Source organism: Marinobacter nauticus ATCC 49840, assembly GCF_000284615.1.
Taxonomy (GTDB): domain Bacteria; phylum Pseudomonadota; class Gammaproteobacteria; order Pseudomonadales; family Oleiphilaceae; genus Marinobacter; species Marinobacter nauticus.
This window is the reverse complement of sequence record NC_017067.1, coordinates 2,794,720-2,817,422: the sequence shown is the minus strand read 5'-3', so window position 1 is coordinate 2,817,422 and position 22,703 is coordinate 2,794,720. Positions and strand designations below refer to the sequence as shown.

Annotated in this window: 16 protein-coding genes; 8 read left to right on the top strand and 8 right to left on the bottom strand. The window is 57.6% G+C overall.

What is annotated here, in order from left to right; all coding sequences use genetic code 11:
* The first annotated feature begins 161 nt into the window (after positions 1-161).
* The 3 genes from MARHY_RS13050 (at position 162) to MARHY_RS13040 (ending at position 4,485) form a co-directional block, all read left to right on the top strand.
* Positions 162-2,177 (top strand): PhoX family protein, encoded by a 2,016-nt coding sequence (locus tag MARHY_RS13050; RefSeq protein WP_014422207.1) that lies wholly within the window; start codon positions 162-164, stop codon positions 2,175-2,177.
* Between the two features lie 237 nt (positions 2,178-2,414).
* Positions 2,415-4,055, top strand: a complete 1,641-nt coding sequence (locus MARHY_RS13045) for a methyl-accepting chemotaxis protein (RefSeq protein ID WP_014422206.1) — start codon at positions 2,415-2,417, stop codon at positions 4,053-4,055.
* Positions 4,056-4,116: 61 nt separating this feature from the next.
* Positions 4,117-4,485, top strand: a complete 369-nt coding sequence (locus MARHY_RS13040) for a DUF4870 family protein (RefSeq protein WP_014422205.1) — start codon at positions 4,117-4,119, stop codon at positions 4,483-4,485.
* Between the two features lie 15 nt (positions 4,486-4,500).
* Here the strand turns inward: MARHY_RS13040 and MARHY_RS13035 are convergent, their stop codons facing one another.
* From MARHY_RS13035 to MARHY_RS13010, 6 genes are all read right to left on the bottom strand, one after another.
* Positions 4,501-5,814 (bottom strand): MFS transporter, encoded by a 1,314-nt coding sequence (locus tag MARHY_RS13035; RefSeq protein WP_014422204.1) that lies wholly within the window; start codon positions 5,812-5,814, stop codon positions 4,501-4,503.
* Positions 5,815-5,894: 80 nt separating this feature from the next.
* Positions 5,895-6,989, bottom strand: coding sequence for a DUF1513 domain-containing protein (locus tag MARHY_RS13030; RefSeq protein ID WP_014422203.1), 1,095 nt, complete (start codon positions 6,987-6,989; stop codon positions 5,895-5,897).
* Between the two features lie 12 nt (positions 6,990-7,001).
* Complete coding sequence (locus tag MARHY_RS13025; protein WP_014422202.1) at positions 7,002-8,036, bottom strand: imelysin family protein; 1,035 nt, start codon at positions 8,034-8,036, stop codon at positions 7,002-7,004.
* Positions 8,037-8,045: 9 nt separating this feature from the next.
* Positions 8,046-9,455 carry a di-heme oxidoreductase family protein gene (locus tag MARHY_RS13020; RefSeq protein ID WP_014422201.1) on the bottom strand — a complete coding sequence of 470 codons (1,410 nt, stop codon included), beginning with the start codon at positions 9,453-9,455 and terminating at the stop codon, positions 8,046-8,048.
* Positions 9,456-9,595: 140 nt separating this feature from the next.
* A complete protein-coding gene (locus MARHY_RS13015) occupies positions 9,596-10,891 on the bottom strand; it encodes an imelysin family protein (RefSeq protein WP_014422200.1) in 1,296 nt (431 codons plus the stop codon).
* 113 nt (positions 10,892-11,004) lie between these two features.
* A complete protein-coding gene (locus tag MARHY_RS13010; protein ID WP_014422199.1) occupies positions 11,005-12,183 on the bottom strand; it encodes a cytochrome-c peroxidase in 1,179 nt (392 codons plus the stop codon).
* 110 nt (positions 12,184-12,293) lie between these two features.
* Here MARHY_RS13010 and MARHY_RS13005 point away from each other — a divergent pair, with 110 nt between their 5' ends.
* The 5 genes from MARHY_RS13005 to MARHY_RS12985 are packed head-to-tail and all read left to right on the top strand — an operon-like array spanning position 12,294 to position 20,977.
* Positions 12,294-15,506, top strand: coding sequence for a carboxypeptidase-like regulatory domain-containing protein (locus MARHY_RS13005; protein ID WP_014422198.1), 3,213 nt, complete (start codon positions 12,294-12,296; stop codon positions 15,504-15,506).
* Positions 15,503-18,025 carry a TonB-dependent receptor plug domain-containing protein gene (locus MARHY_RS13000; protein ID WP_014422197.1) on the top strand — a complete coding sequence of 841 codons (2,523 nt, stop codon included), beginning with the start codon at positions 15,503-15,505 and terminating at the stop codon, positions 18,023-18,025. Before MARHY_RS13005 ends, MARHY_RS13000 begins: the two co-directional genes overlap by 4 nt.
* Positions 18,026-18,085: 60 nt before the next feature.
* Positions 18,086-18,928: a 23S rRNA (adenine(2030)-N(6))-methyltransferase RlmJ gene (locus MARHY_RS12995; RefSeq protein ID WP_014422196.1), complete on the top strand. Its 843-nt coding sequence runs from the start codon at positions 18,086-18,088 to the stop codon at positions 18,926-18,928.
* Positions 18,929-18,944: 16 nt separating this feature from the next.
* Positions 18,945-20,156 carry a hypothetical protein gene (locus tag MARHY_RS12990; RefSeq protein ID WP_014422195.1) on the top strand — a complete coding sequence of 404 codons (1,212 nt, stop codon included), beginning with the start codon at positions 18,945-18,947 and terminating at the stop codon, positions 20,154-20,156.
* 11 nt (positions 20,157-20,167) lie between these two features.
* Positions 20,168-20,977, top strand: a complete 810-nt coding sequence (locus MARHY_RS12985; protein ID WP_011786274.1) for a mechanosensitive ion channel family protein — start codon at positions 20,168-20,170, stop codon at positions 20,975-20,977.
* 15 nt (positions 20,978-20,992) lie between these two features.
* Here the strand turns inward: MARHY_RS12985 and dctP are convergent, their stop codons facing one another.
* Positions 20,993-22,054, bottom strand: coding sequence for a TRAP transporter substrate-binding protein DctP (gene dctP, locus MARHY_RS12980; RefSeq protein ID WP_014422194.1), 1,062 nt, complete (start codon positions 22,052-22,054; stop codon positions 20,993-20,995).
* A 155-nt stretch (positions 22,055-22,209) separates the two neighbouring features.
* Complete coding sequence (locus MARHY_RS12975; protein WP_014422193.1) at positions 22,210-22,599, bottom strand: DUF4168 domain-containing protein; 390 nt, start codon at positions 22,597-22,599, stop codon at positions 22,210-22,212.
* Positions 22,600-22,703 lie beyond the last annotated feature (104 nt).

The following is a 22,703-nucleotide window of genomic DNA, read 5'->3' as shown; positions in this document are numbered from 1 at the left end:
GCGGTTGCGGGGCCTTTTGGCCCCGTTTCTGTTTCTGCCTCACCGGTTGTCATCGAACGTTCAACATTCTGACTTAAATCTGTTTACGTCCTGTCACATTACTTGCCGACACTTGCCTCTCGAAATAAAGGACTTGTCCACCAATCCGAGAGAGGCAAACCATGGCCAAGCACGATCTTGATCCCAATTACCTGGACCCGAACTACGAGCCAGTCGTCAATCATTCCGAAAACACCCCGTTCCATCAGGTACTGTCTGCCAGAATGCAGCGTCGTACCGTCATGAAAGGTAGCGTAGGCGCCGCTCTGGCCAGCGTTATGGGGTTGGGGCTTGCCGGTTGTGGCAGTGACAGTGATAGTGACAACGATGGCGGTACTACCGGTGGAAACACATCCAGCACTGAACTGGGTTTCAAGGCTGTCCCTACTTCAACCGCGAATCAGGTCGTTGTTCCCGAGGGATACTCCTCTGAAGCGTTTCTTCCCTGGGGCACGCCAATTACCGGGTCTTACCCGGCCTATAAGCCGGATGGCACCAATACCGGAGAAGAGCAAGAGCAGCAAATGGGCATGCATCATGACGGCGTGCACTTTTTCCCGATTGATCTGAAAGCCGGTGGTAACAGCTCCAGCGAAGGTCTGTTGGTGATGAACCATGAGTACATCAATCAAGGCGCTTTGCATGCCAACGGGGCTACCTACATCAACGGTATGCGTCCGGCCGATGAAGTGCGCAAGGAAATCGCCGCGCACGGTGTGTCTGTGGTTCATATCAAACGCGACAACAACGGCAAGTGGGATATTGTTTTCGGGAGTCCGTTTAATCGCCGGGTTACGGGTAATACCGAAATGGATATCCGTGGTCCGGTGCGTGGTTACGACAAACTGGTCACCAAATACAGTCCGGATGCAACGGAAACCCGCGGTACTCTGAACAACTGCGCGATGGGCCCGACGCCGTGGGGAACTTACCTTGCGGCTGAGGAAAACTGGCACGGGTACTTCGCTAATAGCGATGCAACGCAGCCCCGGGAGCAGACCCGCCATGGCGTCGGCGATTCAAGCCGCTACGACTGGGAGTTGGCTGACAGCGGTGCGGATCAATACGTGCGCTTTGATGTTACCCCGACGGGTGCGTCGGCGGCGGATGATTACCGGAATGAGGCCAATACCTACGGTTTCATGGTGGAAATTGACCCGTTTACTCCAGAGAGCAAACCACAGAAGCGAACCGCGCTGGGCCGCTTTGGTCACGAGGGTGTGATTTTTGCGCCGGTTAAGGAAGGTGAGCCGGTCGTATGTTATTCCGGTGATGATTCCCGTTTCGAGTACATCTACAAATTTGTCTCCTCGAAGCCCTATTACGCTGCAACGGCCGGCGGCTACCTTCTGGACGAGGGCACGCTCTACGTGGCTCGCTTTAATGACGATGGCTCGGGGAACTGGCTGGCGCTGGATCTGAACGATGCGGATTTTGCTGCCAAAGTGGCTGCGGCCCAGGGCGAAATGGTTGGCAACGTTCAGTTTGACGGTTTTGAGAATCAGGCTGATGTTTTGTTGAACACTCGCCTGGCTGCCGACATCGCAGGTGCGACCCCGATGGATCGCCCGGAGTGGGGGGCTGTAGATCCGAATTCCGGTCAGGTTTACTTTACGCTGACCAATAACTCCCGCCGGACGGAGGAGCAGGTTAACGCGGCAAATCCGAATGCCAACAACCGGACCGGTCATATTATTCGCTGGAGCGAAGACGGCAACGACCACACTGCGACCAGCTTTGACTGGGATATCTTCGTGTTCGCCGGTGAGCAGGGCACGGAAACCGTGGTTGACGACCAGGTTATCGTATCTCTGACTGATGACAACATCTTCAACAGTCCGGATGGCCTCTGGTTCGATTATAACGGCCGCCTCTGGATTCAGACCGACGGCTCCGATGCAGCACCTTATCAGAACAACATGATGCTGGCGGCCAACCCGGAAACCCGCGAGATCAAGCGTTTCTTCGTTGGGCCGGTTGGCTGTGAGGTTACAGGCGTTGTCTCCACACCGGATGTGAAGACCATGTTCGTCAATATCCAGCACCCGGAAGCAAACTGGCCGGATGCCAACGATCCGCGTCCGCGTGATGCAACGGTTATCGTTACCCGCGATGACAGCGGCGTTATCGGTGCCTGATCAGTCATAACGGTTGTCAGGCTCTGCCAAAAAGCCCGGGCGGACTCGTTCCGCCCGGGCTTTTCTCTTCTGTATTTCAGATTTCCTTCCAGATGCCGATAAACTCCTTGGGCCCTGCAATAGTGGTATCTTTAGTCCACTAAAGTAGGAGTTATTAACCTATATCATTTCTTTAACCTCAGGGATGGCCTGCAATAACAACATGCTTGCGTTAGCAATGACAAAGATGAGGGCACCATGGGTTTACTCGATCGCACTGCAATTTTATGGGGGGTGGGCATTGCTGTTGCGCTCGGTATTGCCTGCATTCTGGTGGCTCCGTTGATGGGGCTCGATGCCGCCTCTCTGTTAATCGGGCTCCTTGTGGGCCTTGCTGCTGCGGCTTGCTATCTGGTTTTACGGGTGCTTGAACCAATAGAGCGTGGAATCAACGACCTGAATGATGGCTCCCTGGCTGACAATCATCCCTTGCGGGCTCAGTGTGCGCAGCTTCTGGCGGATGCCCGTGCGGGCAAGGCCCTGGTTGAAACCCTCTCGGCCAGTGCCGACAAGAATGCCATCTCGGCCGCCGAAGTCTCGTTTGCGGCGGATCAGGTGAAGCAGCGCCTGGACCGACAGGTTGAAGAAACCGCTCAGATGGCCGACTACGCCGGCCAGATCACGGAATCGGTTCGGGAATCATCGGAACAGGCCACCAACGCCGCCACCATGGCATTGCAGAATCGCGAAGTCAGCGTGGAGGGGCGTCAGTCATTGGTGTCGGCCATTGAAAATGTGCGCTTGGTGCATCAACAGTCGGAAGAGAACCTCAGGTTGATTCAGGCCCTGCACGAAAAATCCGGCAAGATCCAGGGCGTGACGTCCACCATTCAGGGTATCGCCGAGCAGACTAATCTTTTGGCACTGAATGCCGCCATTGAGGCGGCCCGCGCCGGTGAACAGGGCCGCGGGTTTGCGGTGGTGGCTGATGAAGTCCGGCAGTTGGCCGGGCGCACTGCCCAGGCCACCAGTGAAGTGGCAGACACCCTCGACGAAATCCAGAATGACACAACCAAGATTGTGTCCCGCATTGAATCTCTGGCGAAAACCGTGGAAGACGGGCTGGCATCTGTAGAGAGCGTTGGCGGCCAGCTGGATCAGATTCGGGATCAATCCGACCGGGTTCAGCAGCAGGTTGCCCGTATTGCCGAGATCGACCAGAACAACGAGCAGAGTCTGGCCCAGGTGTTTTCGGCTATTGAGTCTGTCCGTGACCATATATCCGAAAGTGATACCAGTGTGGCATCGCTGGCGGACCAGGCTTCCACGTTGATGGAGCTGGCGGAGAAGGCGAATGCTGCCTTTGCGCTGAACAGCAGCGAAAGCTACCACCGGCCGTTTTATGAGAAAGCACTGGAAGGGGCGCAGCAGATTGGCCAGTTGTTTGAGGCGGCAATTCGAGAGGGCCGTTTGAGTGAAGCGGCGCTGTTTGACAAGAAGCGAACACCGATTGCCAACACCCAGCCCCAACAGTATTCCAGCAGCTTCGATCGGTTTACTGACCAGATGTTTCCGGCAATACAGGAGCCCATCAAGAAATCCCATGAGGCTATGGTGTTCTCCATCGCCTGCGCGCCGGACGGTTATGTGCCTACCCATAACAAGGATTTTGCCCACCCGCCGAGTGGTAATCCGGAAGTCGACCTGGTGAAAAGCCGCAGCAAGCGACTGTTCAATGACCGCACTGGCATACGCTGTGGGAGTCATACCGAAAGTATGCTGCTCCAGACCTATCGCCGGGACACCGGTGAGATCATGCACGACCTGTCGGTGCCCATCTATGTGAACGGTAAGCACTGGGGCGGTTTCCGGGTTGGGTATCGGCCGGCGGGGAATTGATCGCACTGGGCTCCAGCCAAGGCTGTGATAGACTGCCAGGGACGTAACAAGGAGAACACCTGTGTCCGAAACCGAGTATATCCCCGCAAAACCTGACGGTCAGCAATCACAGGAGCCCAGCTCTGCGAGGAATCTGGCGGTGGTGGTTTACATCCTGCAGGCGTTGTCTTTTTTCCTGGGGGGGCTGACGGCACTGGTGGGCGTGATCATCAACTACGTCAAACTGGATGATGTCCGTGGTACCTGGATAGAGCCCCATTTCCGTTGGCAGATCCGCACCTTCTGGATTGGTTTGCTGTGGACAGTCATCGGGGTGATTACCACCATGCTGATCGTGGGCTGGTTTATTCTGCTGGGTATTGCGATCTGGGTGATCTACCGAATTGTCAAAGGCGCCCTGGCCCTGAACGATGGCAAGACCCCGATGTAACGGGGTCTTGATGGCTCAGCCTTCCGTCACTTCTTCCAGGCGTAATGCGCTCAGCATACCCGCCAGCCCCATCAGGCCCAATACCAGAATCACCGCCACGTCCGAAATCATGGAAATGGCGGCTGTGAACCCCCCGGTTACCAGCAGCAACACACCGATAACGGTATTGCTGACTGCTGTATAGTCTGTCCGTTTGTTGCCACCGGCCATATCCACCAGATAGGTTTTACGCCCCAGGCGCACGCCGGCATGGGCAATACTCAGCACAAAAAACGCGACCGGATAGAACCAGGCACCGCCAAACCCGGGGCCCAGCACCAGCGCCAGAACACCAACCACCAGGCAGACCGAGCTGGCCATGGCGGCACCCCGAATCATTACTCGGCGGCTGGAGGTGTCGGCGGCCCAACCCCAGAAGCTGGCGCTCAGGGAGCTGGCCAGACTGCTGGCGAGCAGAAAGACACCCAGCATCCAGCCGATATCGGATTCCTGTTGGGCGAGCACCACGAAATAGGGAGACGCGAGAGCCGAACACAAAAGCAGTGCACGAGTGATGACAAAATGCCTGAAGGGCGCATCGTCCCGTAGCAGCGACAGGCTTTTAAAAGCCTCGTTGATAGCGTTGCCACCGCCCCCTGTTTCCCCGGCGTACTCTTCCACATTGGCAAACAGAACCCCGGCAATCACCCACAGCGTAGCTGCCAGGAGCAGCAATGTGGTGTAGAACGCAATGCTGGGGTCGCCCCGATCCCAGAACAACAGTCCTGTGAGCACTACCGTGGCGGTGCCACCAATGGTGGTTGCCAGCCCAGACAGCCGACCCCGGCGGGTTTTGGGGATACATTTGCCCTGAACGTCTTTCATAGAGACCGAACAGAATCCCCGGGCCAGTGAAAACACAACAAGCGCCGCGACAATACCGCCACCGGCCGCATAGCCTTCAAGAAACCACACGCTTGCCGCCATCGCAGCCACGCTGACGGCCTGCCCGAAACTGCCCAGGGTCCAGAACCATTTGCGCACCGCCTTGCGACGCACCCAGGCGGCGATCACCATTTGTGGCACCATGGAGCCGGATTCCCGGATAGGCACCAACCAGGCTACCAGAGCCGGTGCGCCAACGGCACTCATCAGCCAGGCCAGCACGGTCTTGGGGCTGATCAGCAAGTCTCCGAGTTTGGTGAGCACATTGCTGAACAGAATCAGGAAGAAGTTTCGGGGTACTTCCCGACAGGCTTCCTCCGGGATGTCTTTACAGACCCGTGCGTCCTCTTCGTTGGCAATCAGTCCGTAGAGCTGGTCGATGGTGTCGGGTTTGGTTGCTGGCAAAGGGCCGTCCTCCGGAAAAATGTTTGCCAAGCATACCAGTTAGCTCGGGTGTGCTTAAGCGGGAGGACCAGCGGTGCCGGTCAGACCAGGTGGTGGTCCCACTGTACCGGTAGCCGCGCGATGTCTTTCGCAGCTTGTCCGGCGCTCAGTTGCACCAGTCGGCCCTGTCCCGAGGACACCAGGAAATCGCCTCCTGCCAGAGTCTGAATGCCGGCGCAGTCAGTAATGCGGGCTTTGGCAACCAGCTCCCCGGTCTTGCCGCGGAAGACAATAACGGTGCCGCCCACGGGGGAAGCGGCGGCGATCAGGTCGTTTTCAGGATGGGCCACCACGCTGGCGATGTAGTTGCCGAGGGCGGCCTGGGTTTCCGGGTCAAAGCGATATTCCCGGAGTTGCCCATCTTCTATGCGCGCCAGCAGCGGAGGTCGCTCGTAGAGCGGGCCCTGATACTGGTAGGCAACATAGATTTTGCCTTCGGTGCTGACGCTGACGTGGCGGGAGCTCTGCTGGTGGTGGGCAGGGGCAAAGCGGCCAACGATCTGGCCGGACCGGCGGTCCATCAGAATCAGGGCCGGCTGCATGGTATCCAGATTGAGTTTGATGCGGTCGTAATCAGGGTGGGTCAGAATGCCGCCCAGGCCGATGACCAGAGTGTTGCCGTCCGGATGCAGGGTAAGCTCATGGGGCCCGATGCCTTCCAGTTCAAAGGTGTCCACCCGTTTATAGTCCTGCTCGGCATCGTAGACGGTGACAATGCCTTCGCCAGGCTGGTAGCGGCTGGCCGTGGCGTAGAGCCACCGGCCGTCGGGTGAGAAGACGCCGTGACCGACAAAGTGTTCGCCTTCCGGGGCCATGATGCGGTGTCTGCGTTGGCCGGTTTCTGCATCAAACACATAGAACGACCAGCCCGGTCGGCGCTCAAAAAACAGAGTATCGTTTCGGCCGGGCCGGTTACAGCCGCTGTGGCATCGGGTGTCTACCGGCGCCTGCCACTGAACGTTGCCGGATCGATCAAAGGCACTCACGCCAAAGCGTCGATCCGGCAGGCCAACCGCGCCAGCATAGCGTTCGGGCTGTGGGCCGGTTTTGCGGGGGAGCAACGAGCACCCGGTGAGGGTGGCGGCCATAGCTCCGGCGACGGTGGCTTTGATCAGGGTTCTGCGATAGATGAGCATGGGTATACCTGTTCAGTCGCCGTCACTTGAGTTGAAGCCACGCACTACGCCAAGCGCCACGGCGGCTTCGTCATTGACCAGCGTTGAAAGCTGGGAAACATCCACAAAGAGCCCTTGCAGAATGCGGAACCGCTCATCACTCTCCATGAGCGTTGCCATGGCAGCATGGGCTTCCGGAAAGTTGTCAGCCACTTCCTCAAACTGCCTCTGAATGTGCTCTGCCAGTCTGGCCTCGCCGTCGGTTTTCAGCAAAGTGATCAGTCCGGGAAGGTAGAATTTCTCGAGCCCTGCCACTGTTGCTTCCACCGCCATCAGACTCTGGCCACTGCGCCAGGCATCGGTGATGTAAGGGTTGCGTTTGCCATTACCCCTTAGCCCCATGGGCTGCGCCAGTCGTCGCTCTTCCAGTATTTCAAGCGCCGTCATACCGGCTTTGATGGTGGTGTCGCGGTATGGCCCGGTGTCCAGATAGTGTTGTTTGAAGCTGGCCCAGCTGTCTGCGAGACCCCGGGCATTGCGTGCCATATGTCGGGTGACCGCCGAGAGCACCTCACAGTTTTTGGCTGCGGGCAGGGCGTTTTCTCCACTGTTGAGTTGCTCATCGAATAGCAGGTATTCGGCCATGGGAAAGCCCTGAACCGCTACCCCGGATTGGTTGATCACCTCGGCGTTAACGGGAGCTTCGGTGTCAAGCAGATACCGGGCCTTGCGAGCGACCAGGTTTTTCGGGTCCGGCCAGAACTGGAATTGCCAGGACAGGTTGTTGTTCTCCACCGGGCCGAAGTCAACAAATCGGACCCGCTGCCAGGCCAGGAAGGCATCGAGCCAGGCATCGTTCAGGGCCGGTCGGCTGTCGGACGTTGGCGTATTGCAGTAACCGACTGCCGCCGATGCCAGTTGTTCGGTTTTGGTTGCCAGCGATTCGTAGCCGTTTTGAATAGCGCCATGCCACTGTTCGCGGGCCCGGGTATCGGCGTTGGCCGCGAGTGCCGCCGTAGTGCAGACGAGCAGGGCGGAGGCGAAGAACAGTCTGGTGATCGGTTGCATAGTGGATCCTCAGAGTGAATTCAGAAAATCGATCAGGGCGCTGCGCTCCGGCTCGGCCATCTGACGATAGCGGTCAGCTGCCGGCTGGGCTTCGCCACCGTGCCAGAGAATGGCTTCTTCCAGCGTGCGGGCGCGGCCGTCATGCAGAAAACCGGACTGGGGGTTAACCACCTGGGCCAGGCCGATGCCCCAAAGCGGTGGCGTGCGCCACTCGTTGCCGTCAGCGAGGAACTCGTCCCGGCCGTCTGCCAGGGCCGGGCCCATGTCGTGCAGTAACAGGTCGGTGTAGGGCCAGATGGTCTGGTTGCTCAGATCCGGGCGGTCGGCCACTTCTCCGGTCTGGTGTTTCGGGGTGTGGCAACCGGCACAGCCGGTTTCATTGAATAGCCTGGCGCCTTTCTGCACGGATTCAGCGCCCAGATCCCGACGGGCAGGGACCGCCAGACTCTTGGCGTAGAAGGTGACAAAGTTGGCGACCTTGTCGCTCACTTCGGGCTCACCACCGTGAGTAAACCGTTCGCACTGTTGTTCCGGGGTGCAGTCGGTGGTGGGTTTGATGGACGATGTCAGGCCCATATCGCCGGCGAAGGCGCCCATGCTTTGCTGGTGCACATCCGGTTCCGCGGCTTTCCAGCCAAACCGGCCCGGCAGCGTTTGCTGGCTGGCGACATCCCACACCTGATTAAGCTTGCCGGAAATCCCGTTGTTGTCGGTATCTTCCGGATCGGCCAATGCCTCAAGATCGGCAATAGGGATGGCTTCCAGCAGTCCCATGCCGATCATTTGTGGTGCCACCCGGGGAGAGACCAGCAAATTTGCCGGCATAGGACCATAGTTGGGGTTCTCGATGCGATATTCCGGTTTGCGCAGTTCAACCACCGTTCCATCCCCAAGTATTTCCTGAACTGGCTCCCAGTCAATCACCAGATCCGCTTCCGGTTTTGCGGCCGGCAGGGCCGCAGTCTGCAATTGACTGCCGTAGACCGGTGCGGGTTTGAAACCGTGCTTGCGCAGGAGTTCTGCATCCTTGACCGGATCGGCGGGTACTGCCAGCCGCAGGAACAGGGAGACAGGCGGTTCATCAACGCCGGGCGGGTGTCCACGGCCATCCTTGATGTGACAACCCTGGCAGGAGTTGGTATTGAACAGGGGGCCCAGGCCGTCCCGGGCATCGGTGCTGGCCGGTGCTTCCACCCAGGGATTGCGGAAGAAACTGTTGCCAACGCTGAAATCCAGGCGTTTGGTCATGGACAGGTTGCCCTGGGGCAGCGAGTAGGCGTTGGTGTCGGCCTGATTGACCGTGCCTTCACCGCCTGTGGCCGGTGTAGTTTGTATCGGGTAACCAGCGTGAGTCTCTGCAATCAGGGGTTGAGTGCTGAAGGCCAGCGGCAACAGACAGAAGATGAGTGCTCGTTTCATAACTACTCGCGTTTCAGAATGGAAGAAGCCATGGAAAATCGACCTTCGGGCATAAAAGGAGGGTTTTCCATGGCTTGTTCTTGTTAGCAGGATACCGGGAGTTTCTATCTCCCGGTATCCGTTTACTGCAACCGGATCAATCAGAATGAATGGCCGGCGTCGTCCGGGGACAGGGCTTGAATGCCCAGTTGCCGTGCAGCCTGCTCGATAGAGCCGGTCTGCTCAACCAGCGCCATGATAGCACCGTTGACAATGCGGGTGCCTTCCGCGTTGCCCGGGGCGATCATGGTGTCAAAGGCCATCGGGTTCTGGCTGCTCTCGGCGCGGGCTTTCATGAGCGCCAAGGCTTCCATTGACGCGTCCAGCTGACGGTTCAGGCGAGCATCCAGCTCCGGGTTGGTCTGCTCAACCAGGTCAGACAGGGACGGGCCTGAAACCACAGAGCCATCTACGCGACGATAGGTGCCGGTATACACGTTCTGGATGCCCTGGCCGTTGTAGTAGTGCGAGTTGTGGGTGTTATCGCTGAAGCAGTCGTGTTCGTCCTCATAGGAGTTGGCTTCCAGGGCAACTTTCATGCGCTCACCGGCCAGCTCGCCGAGGGACAGGGAACCCATACCGAACAGCATTTTCTGGATGCCCTCGTCGGCGTTTGCGGACGTCAGCTGGGAACGGTAGTTGTCTGAGGTGCCCGGGGCCCACTGGGCAACCATCCACTCCAGATCATCGACCAGCAGATCAGTCACGGCATCCAGGTACTGGGCACGGCGCTCACAGTTGCCGTTGGTGCAGTCGTTGCCTTTGGCGTAGTCAGTAACCGGGCGCTCGCCTGCGCCACCTTCAAAACCGTGCAGATCCTGGCCCCACAGCAGGAATTCGACCGCATGGTATCCGGTGGCTACGTTGGCTTCGGAACCGCCCACTTCGTTCAGGTCAGCCAGCAGTTCGGGGGTGAGTGTTGCCACATCCAGAGTTTCCCCGCCGACGTTAATGCTGTTGCTGGCGACGATGTTGGCGGTTGCACCGGCATTACCGAGTTCGTGCTGGTAGTCGTCGGCTTTGACGTAGTCGATCAGGCCTTCGTCCAGTGGCCAGGCGTTCAATTGGCCTTCCCAGTCATCCACGATGGCATTGCCGAAGCGGAAAACCTCTGACTGCTGGTAAGGAACCCGTGAGGCCAGCCAGGCTTCTTTTGCCGCTTTGAGGTTGGCTTCGGTGGGGTTGGCAATCAGACGGTCAGTAGCCTCGTCCAGCGCACGCGCAGTAATCAGGGCATCCTCGTAGGTGGCATGGGCCAGATCGGCGTAATGGGTTACCACCGATGCTTTGGTGGCCTGCGCACTTTGCTCGGCGGACCAGGGCGCGTTTGCGCAGCCCGCGGTAAGGGCTGTGGCAATGGTCAGTGCCAATGGGGCTGGGCGAAACAGGTTTTTCATTTCAAACTCCATGTTGATGAGGTCTTTTTGTAAATAAGAAATATTAGCGTTCAGATTATGGGTTTGGAAACCCTACATAGCAAGGGGTTTTTGATATCGGGCAAGCCCAAGACTCAGTTTTTGCTTTCAATACCGACCACCCTTCGGTTGGCCGTTCCGGAGGTCAGGCTCAGCAGGAAGCTTTCCAGGGCGTCAAGCTCATGCTGTTCAAGGTTCAATGGCTTGAGCAGGACGGATGTTTGTGGAAATAGAGGGTCAGTCAGCTGGTGTTCTTTGGGTTTGGGTCTTGGTGCCCCGGCGTTATACATGGCCAGAATCCCACGGAGATGCGGAAAATTACCGGTGTGCATATAAGGCCCTGTTGCGGCGATATCCCGTAACGATGGTGTACGAAAACGGCCCACATCGGCCGGCTTTTTCGTCACGTTATAACGCCCAAGATCTTCCAGTTTCCGGCCGTAGTAGGTCAGCCCGATATTGTGGAATTTTTTATCGGACAATAACGGTCCCATATGGCAATTGGCGCACCGAGCCCGGGTGCGAAAAAGATGCAGTCCCAGCAGTGCCTGGTCACTTAATGCGTCTCTATTGCCTCGCAGAAATCGATCAAACGGCGCAGATCGTGAGCGTAACGTACCCTGCCAGGTTTCCAATGCCTCCCCAGCATGCTCAAGGGTTATGGCATGGTCTCCGAAGATTTCCTGAAATTCCGCTCGGTAGTGCTCGGAATTGTTGAGCCTTGATTCTATGCCTTCCCGGGTTCCTGCCATCTCAATCGGGTTAAGCATGGGCTCAATGGCCTGTTCAGCCAGAGAGGATGCGCGTCCATCCCAGAACCAGGTGTCACGTAGGCCGGTGTTTAACAAGCTGGGGCTGTTCCGGGTGCCCTCCTGAAATCTGTGCCCGTTCGAGGTGCGGCGGCCATCGGCAAACCTTTGATCTGGATGGTGGCAACTGGCGCAGGTGAGCTGCTCCGATGCGGACAGTATCGGGTCGAAAAACAGCCTTTCGCCCAAAATCCTCAGTTTCTGTTCCCTGGCATCAGGTTTTGCTGGTGGCGGGATTAACCCCAATTCCTGGTAGTCAACGCCCTCGTCAATGGTGGGTGTCGGCCAGAGTGCCGGGGGCTGCTCGTAGCATCGTCTCAGTTGAGAAATGGAGGCCTCGCAATCCGTGATCGTCACATTTTTCGGGCGGCTTGAGTTTGCTCCGGAAGCCTCGGTACCAGCCAGCAGGAGAGTCAGGGCAAGGGGAATGAGCTGCGGTGTGCGTAAACAAGAAAAAATCGGCATAGGTCTTCCTGATATGGTTAAGCGAATAATAATGATTTGCATTACTAATTCAAGTCGGCATAATTTACATATATCAAAAACGAATCAACCGACAGTTAGGAGTTGCTCTCATGAGTCGTTGGCGCTTGTTGCCTTCTGTGTTCCGATCGTTGCGGGTTGGCCTGGTGTTTTTATCCGCACTGGTAATGTCCGCTTGTGGCGGTTCCTCGGGTAGTAGTTCGGATGGGGGAGGGGCGAGCACCACCGCCAGCGTAGTTGGCACCGTGACGGACCCCGCCATAGAGGGAGCGGCGGTTCGGCTGGTTGATGCTCAGGGCGACGCTCTAACCCGGATTCAGATAACGGACCAAACGGGACAGTTTTCGTTCAAGTTGTCTTCTTCTGTCGATTTGGCGGGGGCCCGCGTGGTGGCCGTTGGTGGAAGGGATGTGGAAACAGGCCAGGATCTTCAGGGAATTACGCTGGAGGCCCGTTTGCGCACGGGCTCAGAAATCATGGTCACCCCGCTGACAACACTGGCGCTGGCCTATGAGCGCGAGGGCGGAACGTTGGCAGGTTTTGCAAGTATGCTGGGCCTGACCGAACAAGAACTGGAATCCGATCCGGCCAATTCGGCTGCAACCCAGCGCGCCAGCATGCTGTTGACTGAGTTGATGGTGGCCATGAAAGGTGCAGCTGACAGTACCAGTAGCCTGCTGGATAAACTGCAAATGGCCAACGGCAATCTCGGTGATACCGCAGACCTTCTGGTCGCCGATGCTGGTCTGCCGGCCGCAGTGGTCTCTCGACTGCGGGCCGTGCAAAGCCGAATTGCTGCGCTGGATAGCCTGGCGGAAGCGCCGGCCAACGCAGAGGCCATGGTTCGCGAACTGAACCGGCTCAACATCCGCAAGGGTGTCGCTGACTACCTTAGCAACAACCTTGATTTCCAACCGGCCAGTGACAGAGAACAGGCCAACCTCAATGCCCTGGCCGATGCCATTTTTGACGCCCTGAACCAGCGGGGCCTGCCTGCCGACAGCGCCGCCCTACTGAACATTGCCCGCTATGTGGTGGTGATCAATGCCCTGAGTGCCGAGGCCATTGCTGCGTCAGATTTCACCGTGCCCCAACCCATTGACCCGGAAAACCTCCTGCCCTTGCTGGCTGACACCGAAGTGGTCGACAGTACGCTGCCGCTTGCGGTGGGGGAAGAGCTTGGCGACGACAACGCGGCGCGGGTGGAGTACTTCTTCCGTTCTGATCTGTCTCCATATTATCGGGCTGCCCGACTGTTTGATGGGGTGATGGATGATCAGGTTACCGATCCGGTGTATGTGTCTGTTGTGCGGGGGCTCGCCGATGCCGGATTTATAGATCAGGCCGAGTTGATGGCACAGACCTCAGTTTTTCAATCTTCATGGAAGGGCGAGGCATTCCAAGAGGTGGGACGCGTTCTTGAGGGGCAAGGTAAGACCGAAGATGCGATTGAAGCGTGGGACAAAGCGCTTGAATTCTATAACCAGTACCTCAAGGTTTTGGAGGACGAAAATGGTGTCCCACTGGTAAGTGCAGATGATGCATCCTTCTACCAGACGTTAAGTGGTGACTATCGTAACGCGGGCTTTCCGCAGAAAGCGGATGAGGCAATGGCCGGGGTAAGAGCCTATATCAAGAGTCAGAAAGGGCAGCCATACACCACTGCCTATGCGAGGCTGGCCGTTGGCGTCGGCAATAACGCCGAGGCTCTGGTGCTTGAGGCGATTGGTAACGGTTCCGTCGGTGAGTCCTATGATCGCGCTCGTGAGGCCGCGTCCTTTTTCCACGAGGTGGTGTCATCGATGGGAGCACGGGAGTCCGCTGACAAGTGTTACGCCATAAAGACGCTTCAGCTCGCGAGTGTTGCGGAGTTTTATGGGTCGCTTGGTGAATATGAAAAGCTGAAGAAGACCCTGGATGAATTCGAGGCTCTGCTTGATATCGGTTGTAATCAGGCGTCCGTTATTTATGCCAAGAATTATGCCGATGCCTACGGTTTGTTGGGCCTGGATGAGCGCTTCAAGAGCCTGCTTGAGGAAAAAGTACGGCCTTATGATGTGGCTAACGATAAAGCCTACGAAGCGGATGCCCTTGCAGCATTCTCCGTATACGAGGCGCTGGAGCTGGCTAAGTCCGATCAGAGCAATAGAATTAATGATGCTGTGGTGCTGATCACCGGTCGTACCGACGATCTGGCCGACGTTGTTGAGTTGTTGACGTACACCGGCACCGGTCGGAAGGACGGAGGGTTCCGTTATCTCTCCCGGCGACTTTGGGATGAGGGATACGCTGTGGAAGCTCTGGCGATTGCTGATATCGCCTTTGAGATTACCCTGTCGCCCGAATTTGCGGCTTCTGAAACGAGGCCAAGCTCCTACATCGGTCAGGGCTGCCGTAAAGTTGCCAAACTCTATGACTGGTTCGGCGAACCTGCGAAGGCGCGGACCCGCATGAATGAATGTTCGGCTGCGGTAGAGAACCGCATGGCGCTCTGGTCTACCGTCGAGCAGGCAGACGCCTATGCTCTTCTCGCCGAGAGTTACCAGTTCATCGGTGAATATGCACAAAGTCTTGTCTATGTTCCGTCCTGGAATGCCTTGATCGATGTGATGGGTGACAAGGCCGAGCAGTCCTATCAGAAAACCCAGATTGCTATCTTCGCTGCCAATGCGGGGGACTTCGCGCTCGCCACTCTGGCGATGGATGAGGCCATGAATCTGGCGGCCGCCATTGCCGTCGAGACGGATTCACAAAGCCAGATTGAAGACGGCATTGACGAGCACCTTGATGTTGCAGCGTATCAGCAACAGATGCTGGATATTATCCGTGGTCGCATTGCCGGAGACGGCATTGCAGCGGGAGAGCCCGAGGCGGCCGAGCGTGCCCGTATCCAACTCAGAAACGGTTTGATCGGTTCGGACGGCGCATCCGGTGCACTTCCGTTGATTGCGGCCATCAATGATCCGGAAGATCGAGAAAACTACCTGAGAGTCGTGATTGTTTTGTTGGCAAGCGCACAATTCTTTGACGATGCTGAACGGCTTGCTCAGGAAGCAGATTACTCCACTAGCAGAAACGCCCGACTGGCTCTGGTTGCGAAGGGGTACGCTTCCTATGGCGACTATCCTGACTCAACGGTTGTGAGGTTCGACTTCGACAAAGACGGCTTGCCGGACTTCTTCAGCCCGGCAAGCACCCAGCAGGAGCGCGACGCCCTCGCGGTTTCCCTGGATGATGATATCGATGGAGACGGTATCGCGAATGCATCGGATGCAACACCCTATTGTTCTGTTTGTGAACTGTGAAGCTTGCAGGAACCGGCCAGCGCCTCTGTCGTATTCCACCACGGCGCTGGTCATCAAGCCCGTTACTGGTCACCTTGTCGGTGATCAGTCACGGTGTGGTGGCACAAGACAGCACTGATCATTCCGCCGCGAAGCAACTGCCTGAACTCGTTATAACCGCGCCCGTTGCCAACCCGGGTGGTGTGGGTGAAACCGGCGCTGGTGAATACGTATTCGAGCGGGACTATATTGAACAGTTTGGTGCCGTGGATGGCGGCCTTGAAGGCGTTCTGAAACTGGTTCCGGGTATCCAGTTTGGCGAGGACAGCGAGGGTGTGGATGGGCTGACGGATCTGAAGCCCGAGTCCATCTCGATATCCGGTGGCCGATTCTATGAGAACCAGTTTGTCGTAGACGGATTGGGTAACAGCAATCGCCTGGATCCGGCCTCCGACAGCGACGGCTCTGGCATTGATGACATCGGCGGTCATGAGCAGGCACTGTTTCTGGATGCGGACCTGATCGGCGAGCTGAAAGTGTATGACAGCAACGTGCCGGCGGCATACGGAGGTTTTACCGGCGGGGTTGTGGATGCGACTACCCGCAGGGCCGGGAATGATGCGGAAGGAAAGCTGAGTGTCAGCGGCACCCGCAGCCAGTGGACCCAGTTCAGGACCTTTACCCGGGACTGGGATCCGGAATCCCAGGCGCTGCCCCCCATGCCGCCTTCGGAACCTGAATTTGAGCGTTATCGGGCCAACTTCCATTACTCAACGCCGATGACTGACTCTGTCGGGATTCTGACCAGTGCCAGCCAGGCCTATTCCGAGACCCCGGACGTCACTCTGGGAGAAACCCGCAACCGGGTTCAGCGTAACCAGAATGTCCTGGTCAAGCTGACGTCGGAACTGGGTGCCAGTGGGGTGTTGGATATTTCTGCCACTTACGCGCCGTTCGAAAGCGAAAGTTTTCTCACCGACGTAAAGGGCAGTGACTATTCGGTGGAAGGCGGCGGCTACAGCCTCAAGGCAGGGTACGACTATCTCGGTGAGGCGGTTGAGCATAAAATTGACCTGGGCTGGACCCGGAGTGTGAACAACCGGGAAGCCCCCAATGGCTTCTACAATTGGGAAAACACCCGAAGCCGTCAGTGGGGGCGTGAGGCAGACGTCGGCCTCAGTCGGGAAGGGGGCTACGGCGACCTGGATATGGTTCAGGAATCAGCCACTCTGGCCTATCGTTTGAAAGCCTTGCCCGTCACAGTTGGGGGCGTTGAATTTCGTCATGAGGCCGGTAGTGAAATCAGCCAGAGCAGCTACCGTTACCAGCGGGATAAAACGCTCTTCGTTTACGACAATGCGGTCGTCAATAGCGACGTGCAGTGCCGGGGTATAGTCGACGACTGCGTGCAGGAAGAGCAGTACTTTTCCGGCCGGCGGGTGTATGAAGCCGACGATGTGACGGTGCGCCTGAACGAGGCTGCACTCTATGCGGAGAGCACCCTGGCCTGGCAACGGCTGAGCGGCACCCTGGGGGTGCGCTATGACTACAATGACTTCCTCAAGAACCACGACTTAGCGTTCCGGTCCCGGGCAACTCTGGATGTCTTTGGTAATGCCAGTACTCGACTGATTGCCGGCTATAACCGTTACTACGGGGCGGCCCTGCTGACCTATAAACTGCGGGAGGCCCGGGCGCCTTACTATCGTGAATACCGAAGCACCGAGCAGAACATTGTTACAGACTGGCAGCGTGAGTCCGGGCAGGGCGATTACCGTTATGTCTTTGACGATATGGCAACACCTTACAGCGATGAGCAAACCGTTGGGCTTGAGCAAGCGCTGTTGGGCGGTGTGATGACTCTCAAAGTGGTGAAGCGGGACAATCAGGACGAGTTTGCCCGCACCGAAACAGAGACCCGGGAAGACGGCTACCGCTACTACATCATGAACAATGACGGCAGCAGCGAGTACCTGGGCGTCTCCCTCGGTTGGAACGCTGTCTACGGCAACACGCTGATCAGCGTGCATGGCACCTGGTCTGAAACCAAGACCAACAATGCCGATTACGACGACCCGATTGATAATACCTCTTCTTCAGAATATGTTTCCTATAAAGGCAAACGCATGCCTTATGGCGAGCTGGACATCCTACGCAGCGATTTCAATCGACCGATTGTCGTGAATGTGGGTGTGGCCCACCGCTTCTCAGAGCAGCTCAGTGCCTCGGCCAATGCCCGCTATCGTGGCGCCTACGACCAGATAAAACGAACCGGTCGTCAGGTTGAAGGTGAGCTGATCGATAACGGTGGTGAAGTTGTCCGCGAAAGCCTGACGGTCTATGAGGACGAGGAGCGAAAAGCCACCCTTCTGTTCGATCTGGGTATCGATTACCGCATCCCGATGGTTGGCGACACCGTGCTGGTGACCGGCGCTGAAGTGAAGAATGTATTGAACGACCGTGTGTACACGGTGTCTGAAGGCGATTCGGGCATTGAGCCCGGCCGGCAATTGTGGCTCACGCTCGGTCTGGATTTCTGAGGCCACTTGCTTGGCTGAGGTGACTGCGGCTTAATGGGCTCCTGATTCCGGGAGCCTTTTATGCTGAGTTATCTTCACGCCTTCCACGCCGGCAACTTTGCCGATGTTCAGAAGCATGCCGCACTGTCACTGGTGCTGGCCATGATGCAATCCAAGAAATCTGCCATAGCCTGTTTTGACACCCACGCGGGCAGTGCCCGTTACGATCTTGGCAGCGAGCGGGCCCGAAAAACTGCGGAAGCTGACGGGGGTGTTCAGGCCTTGTGGCGGGTCCGGGAGCAACTGGCCTCCGGCGACTGGCAGCCGGTTCTGGAGGTATTGGCGCGGTACAACCCGGGTAATGGGCTGCTGCAGACGTATCCGGGCTCACCGGCATGGTTTGCGGAATTTTGCCGACCGGGTGATTCCGTCACCGCTTTCGAGCTGCACCCTTCGGAAGAGCGTCAGCTGACTCAGTGGGCTGATGAATCGGGGGTGAAGGTGCGCCATGAGGATGGCCTGAAAGGGCTCCTGAATTGTCTGCCGCCGGCACAGCCGCGACTGTTGGCGCTGATTGATCCTTCTTACGAAATCAAAACCGATTATGAGGCCGTAGCCCGGACATTGATGGCCGCGTGGAAAAAATGCCGCCATGGCGTCTATCTTATTTGGTATCCCCTGTTAACCAGTGGCCTGGAGCAACAGCTGATGGATTCGCTGAGGGCGTCCGGTTCAGTGCGCAAGATTCTTCAGTGCGAGGTTATGCTGGATCAGCCGCCCGAACGGGGCATGGTGGGTTCCGGCATGCTGATTGTGAATCCACCCTGGGGGTTTGATGAACGCTTTGCGGCCATGATGTCGGATCTGACCGGCCCGGGCCGGCTCGGGCTGTCGCCCTCCATGGACTGGCTGGTGCCTGAATAGGCCCGGAGTATCGCCGTTGACTGACAACAACCAAGCTGATCACCCATGCCTGCCTGGCGGACTGATTCCTCTGGAGCAATGGCGTGTTCCGGAGACCTCCGTCCGCAGAACCATTCGCAGTGGTCTCCGGGATATTCTGGATCAGTTAAAAGCAGGCATTCATCCCGATGAACAGGCGTTCAGAAGTCTGGATGATTTGCCTACCCTGTCGGAACGCCAGATTCAGGACTATGCCCCGGTACCGGATCGTGAAGAACTTGCCCGGGCTTTATTGAACGCGCTGGAACAGTTGCGCCGGTCAGGCGGGCAGTCTCGCAAGGCCAGTTTTCTGGTGGCACCACCATTCTCAGGTATTGCCGAAGCTTTGGGGGCCTCGGGTCGGCGGGTGATCGCCCCGCCGGACAATCTGTTAATGCCTGAAAGAGACATTACCGGCTGGTGGGATCACCAGCTTCAGGACGATGACTGGGTAATACCGGAACTGGCAGATTTCTGGCTGCGACACCGGTCCGGTCTTGGCTTGTTGCGTGAATTATTCGCGCGCCTGGCGCGGGATAAAGTGGGTGAGGGCATCATTGGCTGTTCCAGCTGGTGTTGGCAGTTCTGGACTCAGTACCTGCCAGAGCTCCACCTGGCCCCATTAACCCCCAGCCCTTTGTCGGGGGATCGTCTTACCAACTGGCTTGGACATCTGGCGGGGGAGCGCTCGCAAGGACCACTGACGGCGAGAATGACCCAGGATGGCCTGTATGTACTGCCGGCGCCAACCGGGGACGACGAGCGAAAATACAGCCTGTTTACCCGGGATCTGGCCACTTTGGCTCGGGGAAATCCGGGGGTTGCCCTGGCTATCTGGCGCCGAACTCTTCGGGCACGGCCCGAGGATGAGGCGCAGCAGCAAGGGGAAGGGGATGCACATCAAGAGGGCCGCCAGTGCTGGGTGGCGCCACTGGATCAGCTGAGTTTGCCTGCCGTGCCCCAGAGTTCAGCCCGGCGGTCCGGCTACCTGCTGCATGCGTTGTTGATGCATGGCGGCCTGAGCCTGGGGCAGCTGGAGCTGACGTCGGGGTTGCCTGGCGAGGAATTGCGGATAGCGCTGTCCCGGCTGGAACGAGCCGATGTAGTGACCGGGGATGAGCAGGAAGGCATCTTTCGGGTGCAGGCATTGGCGTATCCGGCTGTCCGGCGGTATCTGCAATCCAAAGGGTATCCGGTGGACAGCTTCTAGGAGAAACGGTTATGGGCGATTTCGGTATCAAGGACGCACTGTCTTCAATTACCTCCGAGGCTTTGCTGGAAGCCCTGGCGGTCATCGTTGCGGCTTCGTTGCTGATCCTGATGGTTCAGAAAGCAGTTCCGGTACTGGCTGCGAAACTATCGGGAAAACCGAGGCTGTACCTTCTCGCATCCGTTCCTCTTTTCCGGCTTCTGGTCATTGTTCTGACGATCATTGTGGTGGTGCCCATTCTGGTGGAACCCTCATTCGAGAACATGATTGCCATCTTCGGTGCCCTGGGTCTTGCCTTGGGTTTTGCGTTCAAGGACTACGCCAACAGCCTCATTGCAGGTATCGTTACGCTCTATGAAATGCCTTACCGACCGGGTGACTGGATCGAAGTGAACGGTCGCTATGGTGAGGTGCGGAGTATCGGTACCCGGGCCGCAGAAATCGTGACGCTGGATGATACCGTGATTGTGATTCCCCACAGCCTGCTGTGGAATACACTGCTGGCCAATGGCAATGACGGCACGGATAACCTGATGTGCGTGGCCGAGGTTTTTCTGGACCCGAACCACGATGTCGGCCGGATGCTGGGCCTGTTCCGGGATGCGATCTTTGCCTGCCCGCTCACCAAAACCTACCAGCCGGTGCTGGTCACGGTTGCCGCACGGGAAGCCGGTATGTGCTATCGGTTGAAAGCCTACCCGCTGGAGCCCAGAGAGCAGGCGCGTTTCATTTCAGACCTGACCGCAAGGGCCGCGGAGATCTGTGGTGACGAGGGTGTCCCGATGGTCTCCTACCCTTATCTGCAGGCTCAGAAAGCCTGATCCGGGCCGGGCTGATCAGTCACCCGCAATCGACGTTGCCCGCTGAATCAGCGCCTGGCCTTTCTCTCCGGTCAGTTCGATAAAGCGTCGCCGGGCGGGCAGGCTCGCATCGCGGAAGGCCGCCCTTTCAGCTTCCGTCAGCCGTACGACCCGGATACCGCCCTGTTCCAGTATGGTCTCCAGCCGCTCCTTGTTCAGGTCCTCCTGGAGAGTCCAGGCTTCCTCGGATAACTGTGCAATGGTTTCCTCCAGCCATTTCCGTTCCTGCGAGGGGAGTCCTGCGAACCAGTCCTCATTGGCCACAACAGATGCGATAAACCGTGAGGCCCTGGCCATGGTCATGACGTTCTGGACTTCATTGAACCCCATTTCCTCAATAGCAAACACCGGGTTGCTCTGGCCGTCGATGTTGCCGAGCTGGAGATCGCTGTATACCTGGGCGAAAGGCGTCTGTACGGGGTCAGCACCATAGCTTCGGAAAGCCTCTGCTGCGGTTTCCGAGGTCATGGTGCGAAATCTTAACCCCTGGAAATCAGCGGGGGTTCTCAGGGGGTTGTTGGCCGTCCAGGTCATCCAGCCTTCCGGCACGAACCCCAGCAGTTGCAGGCCAGCGTTGTGGTAGGCCGGTTCAAATGCGGAAATAAACGCGGGCGCCTCCAGAAGGCGGCGGGCTGGTTCCTGTTCTTCCGGAAGCAGGAAGTGAAGATTAAACAGGCCGGTTTCCGGAACGGTATCGGCCAGGTGGCCGGGTGAGGCAAAGGCCAGGTTGACTGAGCCGTTGCGAGTCAGTTCTGTCAGTTGGGCTGAGGTGCCCAAAGAGCCGTAAGGAAAGACATCGACCTCAATCCTTCCACCAGACAGCGCTTCGACCTGTTCCCTGAACTGCTGTGCGTAAAGATGCTGAACACTGCCTTCAATCTCTTCCAGGGCAAAGCGCCAGGTGACCGGATACTCTGGTTTGCCGTTCGCCGTACTCTGCGCGGCTGACGAGGAGCCATTGTCGGAGCAGCCGGTCAGCAGCATCACTGCCGCAGTGGCAACGAGGCTGAAGCTGAGAAGCGGGTGGCGTTTGGTCATTGTATTCAGGGCTCCAGAATCCGGCGCATTTGAGTCTAGAGGGAAAAGGTAACACAACAGACCGAGGAGAAAAGGCCGATGTGTAAACGCCAGACGAACAGCTACAAAAAAGCCCCGCCGAAGCGGGGCCAGACGACGAACCGGATGCAGGAAATTTACATCAGAGCGTCAACGCGGTTGCGTACCTTCGGCTCACTGCTATAGGCGGTGGCAATGGCGTTATAGGTGGGGATATCGATACCAACGTCTTCGATCACCGAGACCATCTCGTCGTTGGCTTCCATCTGTAGTTCCTGGGCCTTCTGCTGAGACTCGGCTGATTCGATCTTCTCGATGTATTCCTCTCGCACTTCCATAACACCGGATTGTGCCTCAATGAATTGTTTCAGCTCAGCATCGCTGTAATTGGTGCTTTGGCTACCTGCGGCGGCGGGGTTGCTGTAGCCGGAGCCCTGTTCGGCCGGGGCCGGGTTCTGTTGTGCTATCACCGGTGCGGTTGCCAGCAGTGCCAGAGATGCGGTGATGGATACAAGCAGTTTGTTCATAGCTTTACTCCTGGTTTTAATGAGGCCGGCTCTGTTGTCCAGCCACAAACTCGTGAATGTCGATGTGCCGGTAGCGATTCCCGTGCCAGGTTTTAAATTCTCTA

Excerpts from the sequence above, each read along its gene's own strand:
- MARHY_RS13050 (WP_014422207.1), top strand. The coding sequence starts at position 162 with ATGGCCAAGCACGATCTTGATCCCAATTACCTGGACCCGAACTACGAG.
- MARHY_RS13045 (WP_014422206.1), top strand. The coding sequence starts at position 2,415 with ATGGGTTTACTCGATCGCACTGCAATTTTATGGGGGGTGGGCATTGCT.
- MARHY_RS13030 (WP_014422203.1), bottom strand. The coding sequence starts at position 6,989 with ATGCTCATCTATCGCAGAACCCTGATCAAAGCCACCGTCGCCGGAGCT.
- MARHY_RS13025 (WP_014422202.1), bottom strand. The coding sequence starts at position 8,036 with ATGCAACCGATCACCAGACTGTTCTTCGCCTCCGCCCTGCTCGTCTGC.
- MARHY_RS13020 (WP_014422201.1), bottom strand. The coding sequence starts at position 9,455 with ATGAAACGAGCACTCATCTTCTGTCTGTTGCCGCTGGCCTTCAGCACT.
- MARHY_RS13015 (WP_014422200.1), bottom strand. The coding sequence starts at position 10,891 with ATGAAAAACCTGTTTCGCCCAGCCCCATTGGCACTGACCATTGCCACA.
- MARHY_RS13010 (WP_014422199.1), bottom strand. The coding sequence starts at position 12,183 with ATGCCGATTTTTTCTTGTTTACGCACACCGCAGCTCATTCCCCTTGCC.
- MARHY_RS13005 (WP_014422198.1), top strand. The coding sequence starts at position 12,294 with ATGAGTCGTTGGCGCTTGTTGCCTTCTGTGTTCCGATCGTTGCGGGTT.
- MARHY_RS12995 (WP_014422196.1), top strand. The coding sequence starts at position 18,086 with ATGCTGAGTTATCTTCACGCCTTCCACGCCGGCAACTTTGCCGATGTT.
- MARHY_RS12985 (WP_011786274.1), top strand. The coding sequence starts at position 20,168 with ATGGGCGATTTCGGTATCAAGGACGCACTGTCTTCAATTACCTCCGAG.
- dctP (WP_014422194.1), bottom strand. The coding sequence starts at position 22,054 with ATGACCAAACGCCACCCGCTTCTCAGCTTCAGCCTCGTTGCCACTGCG.
- MARHY_RS12975 (WP_014422193.1), bottom strand. The coding sequence starts at position 22,599 with ATGAACAAACTGCTTGTATCCATCACCGCATCTCTGGCACTGCTGGCA.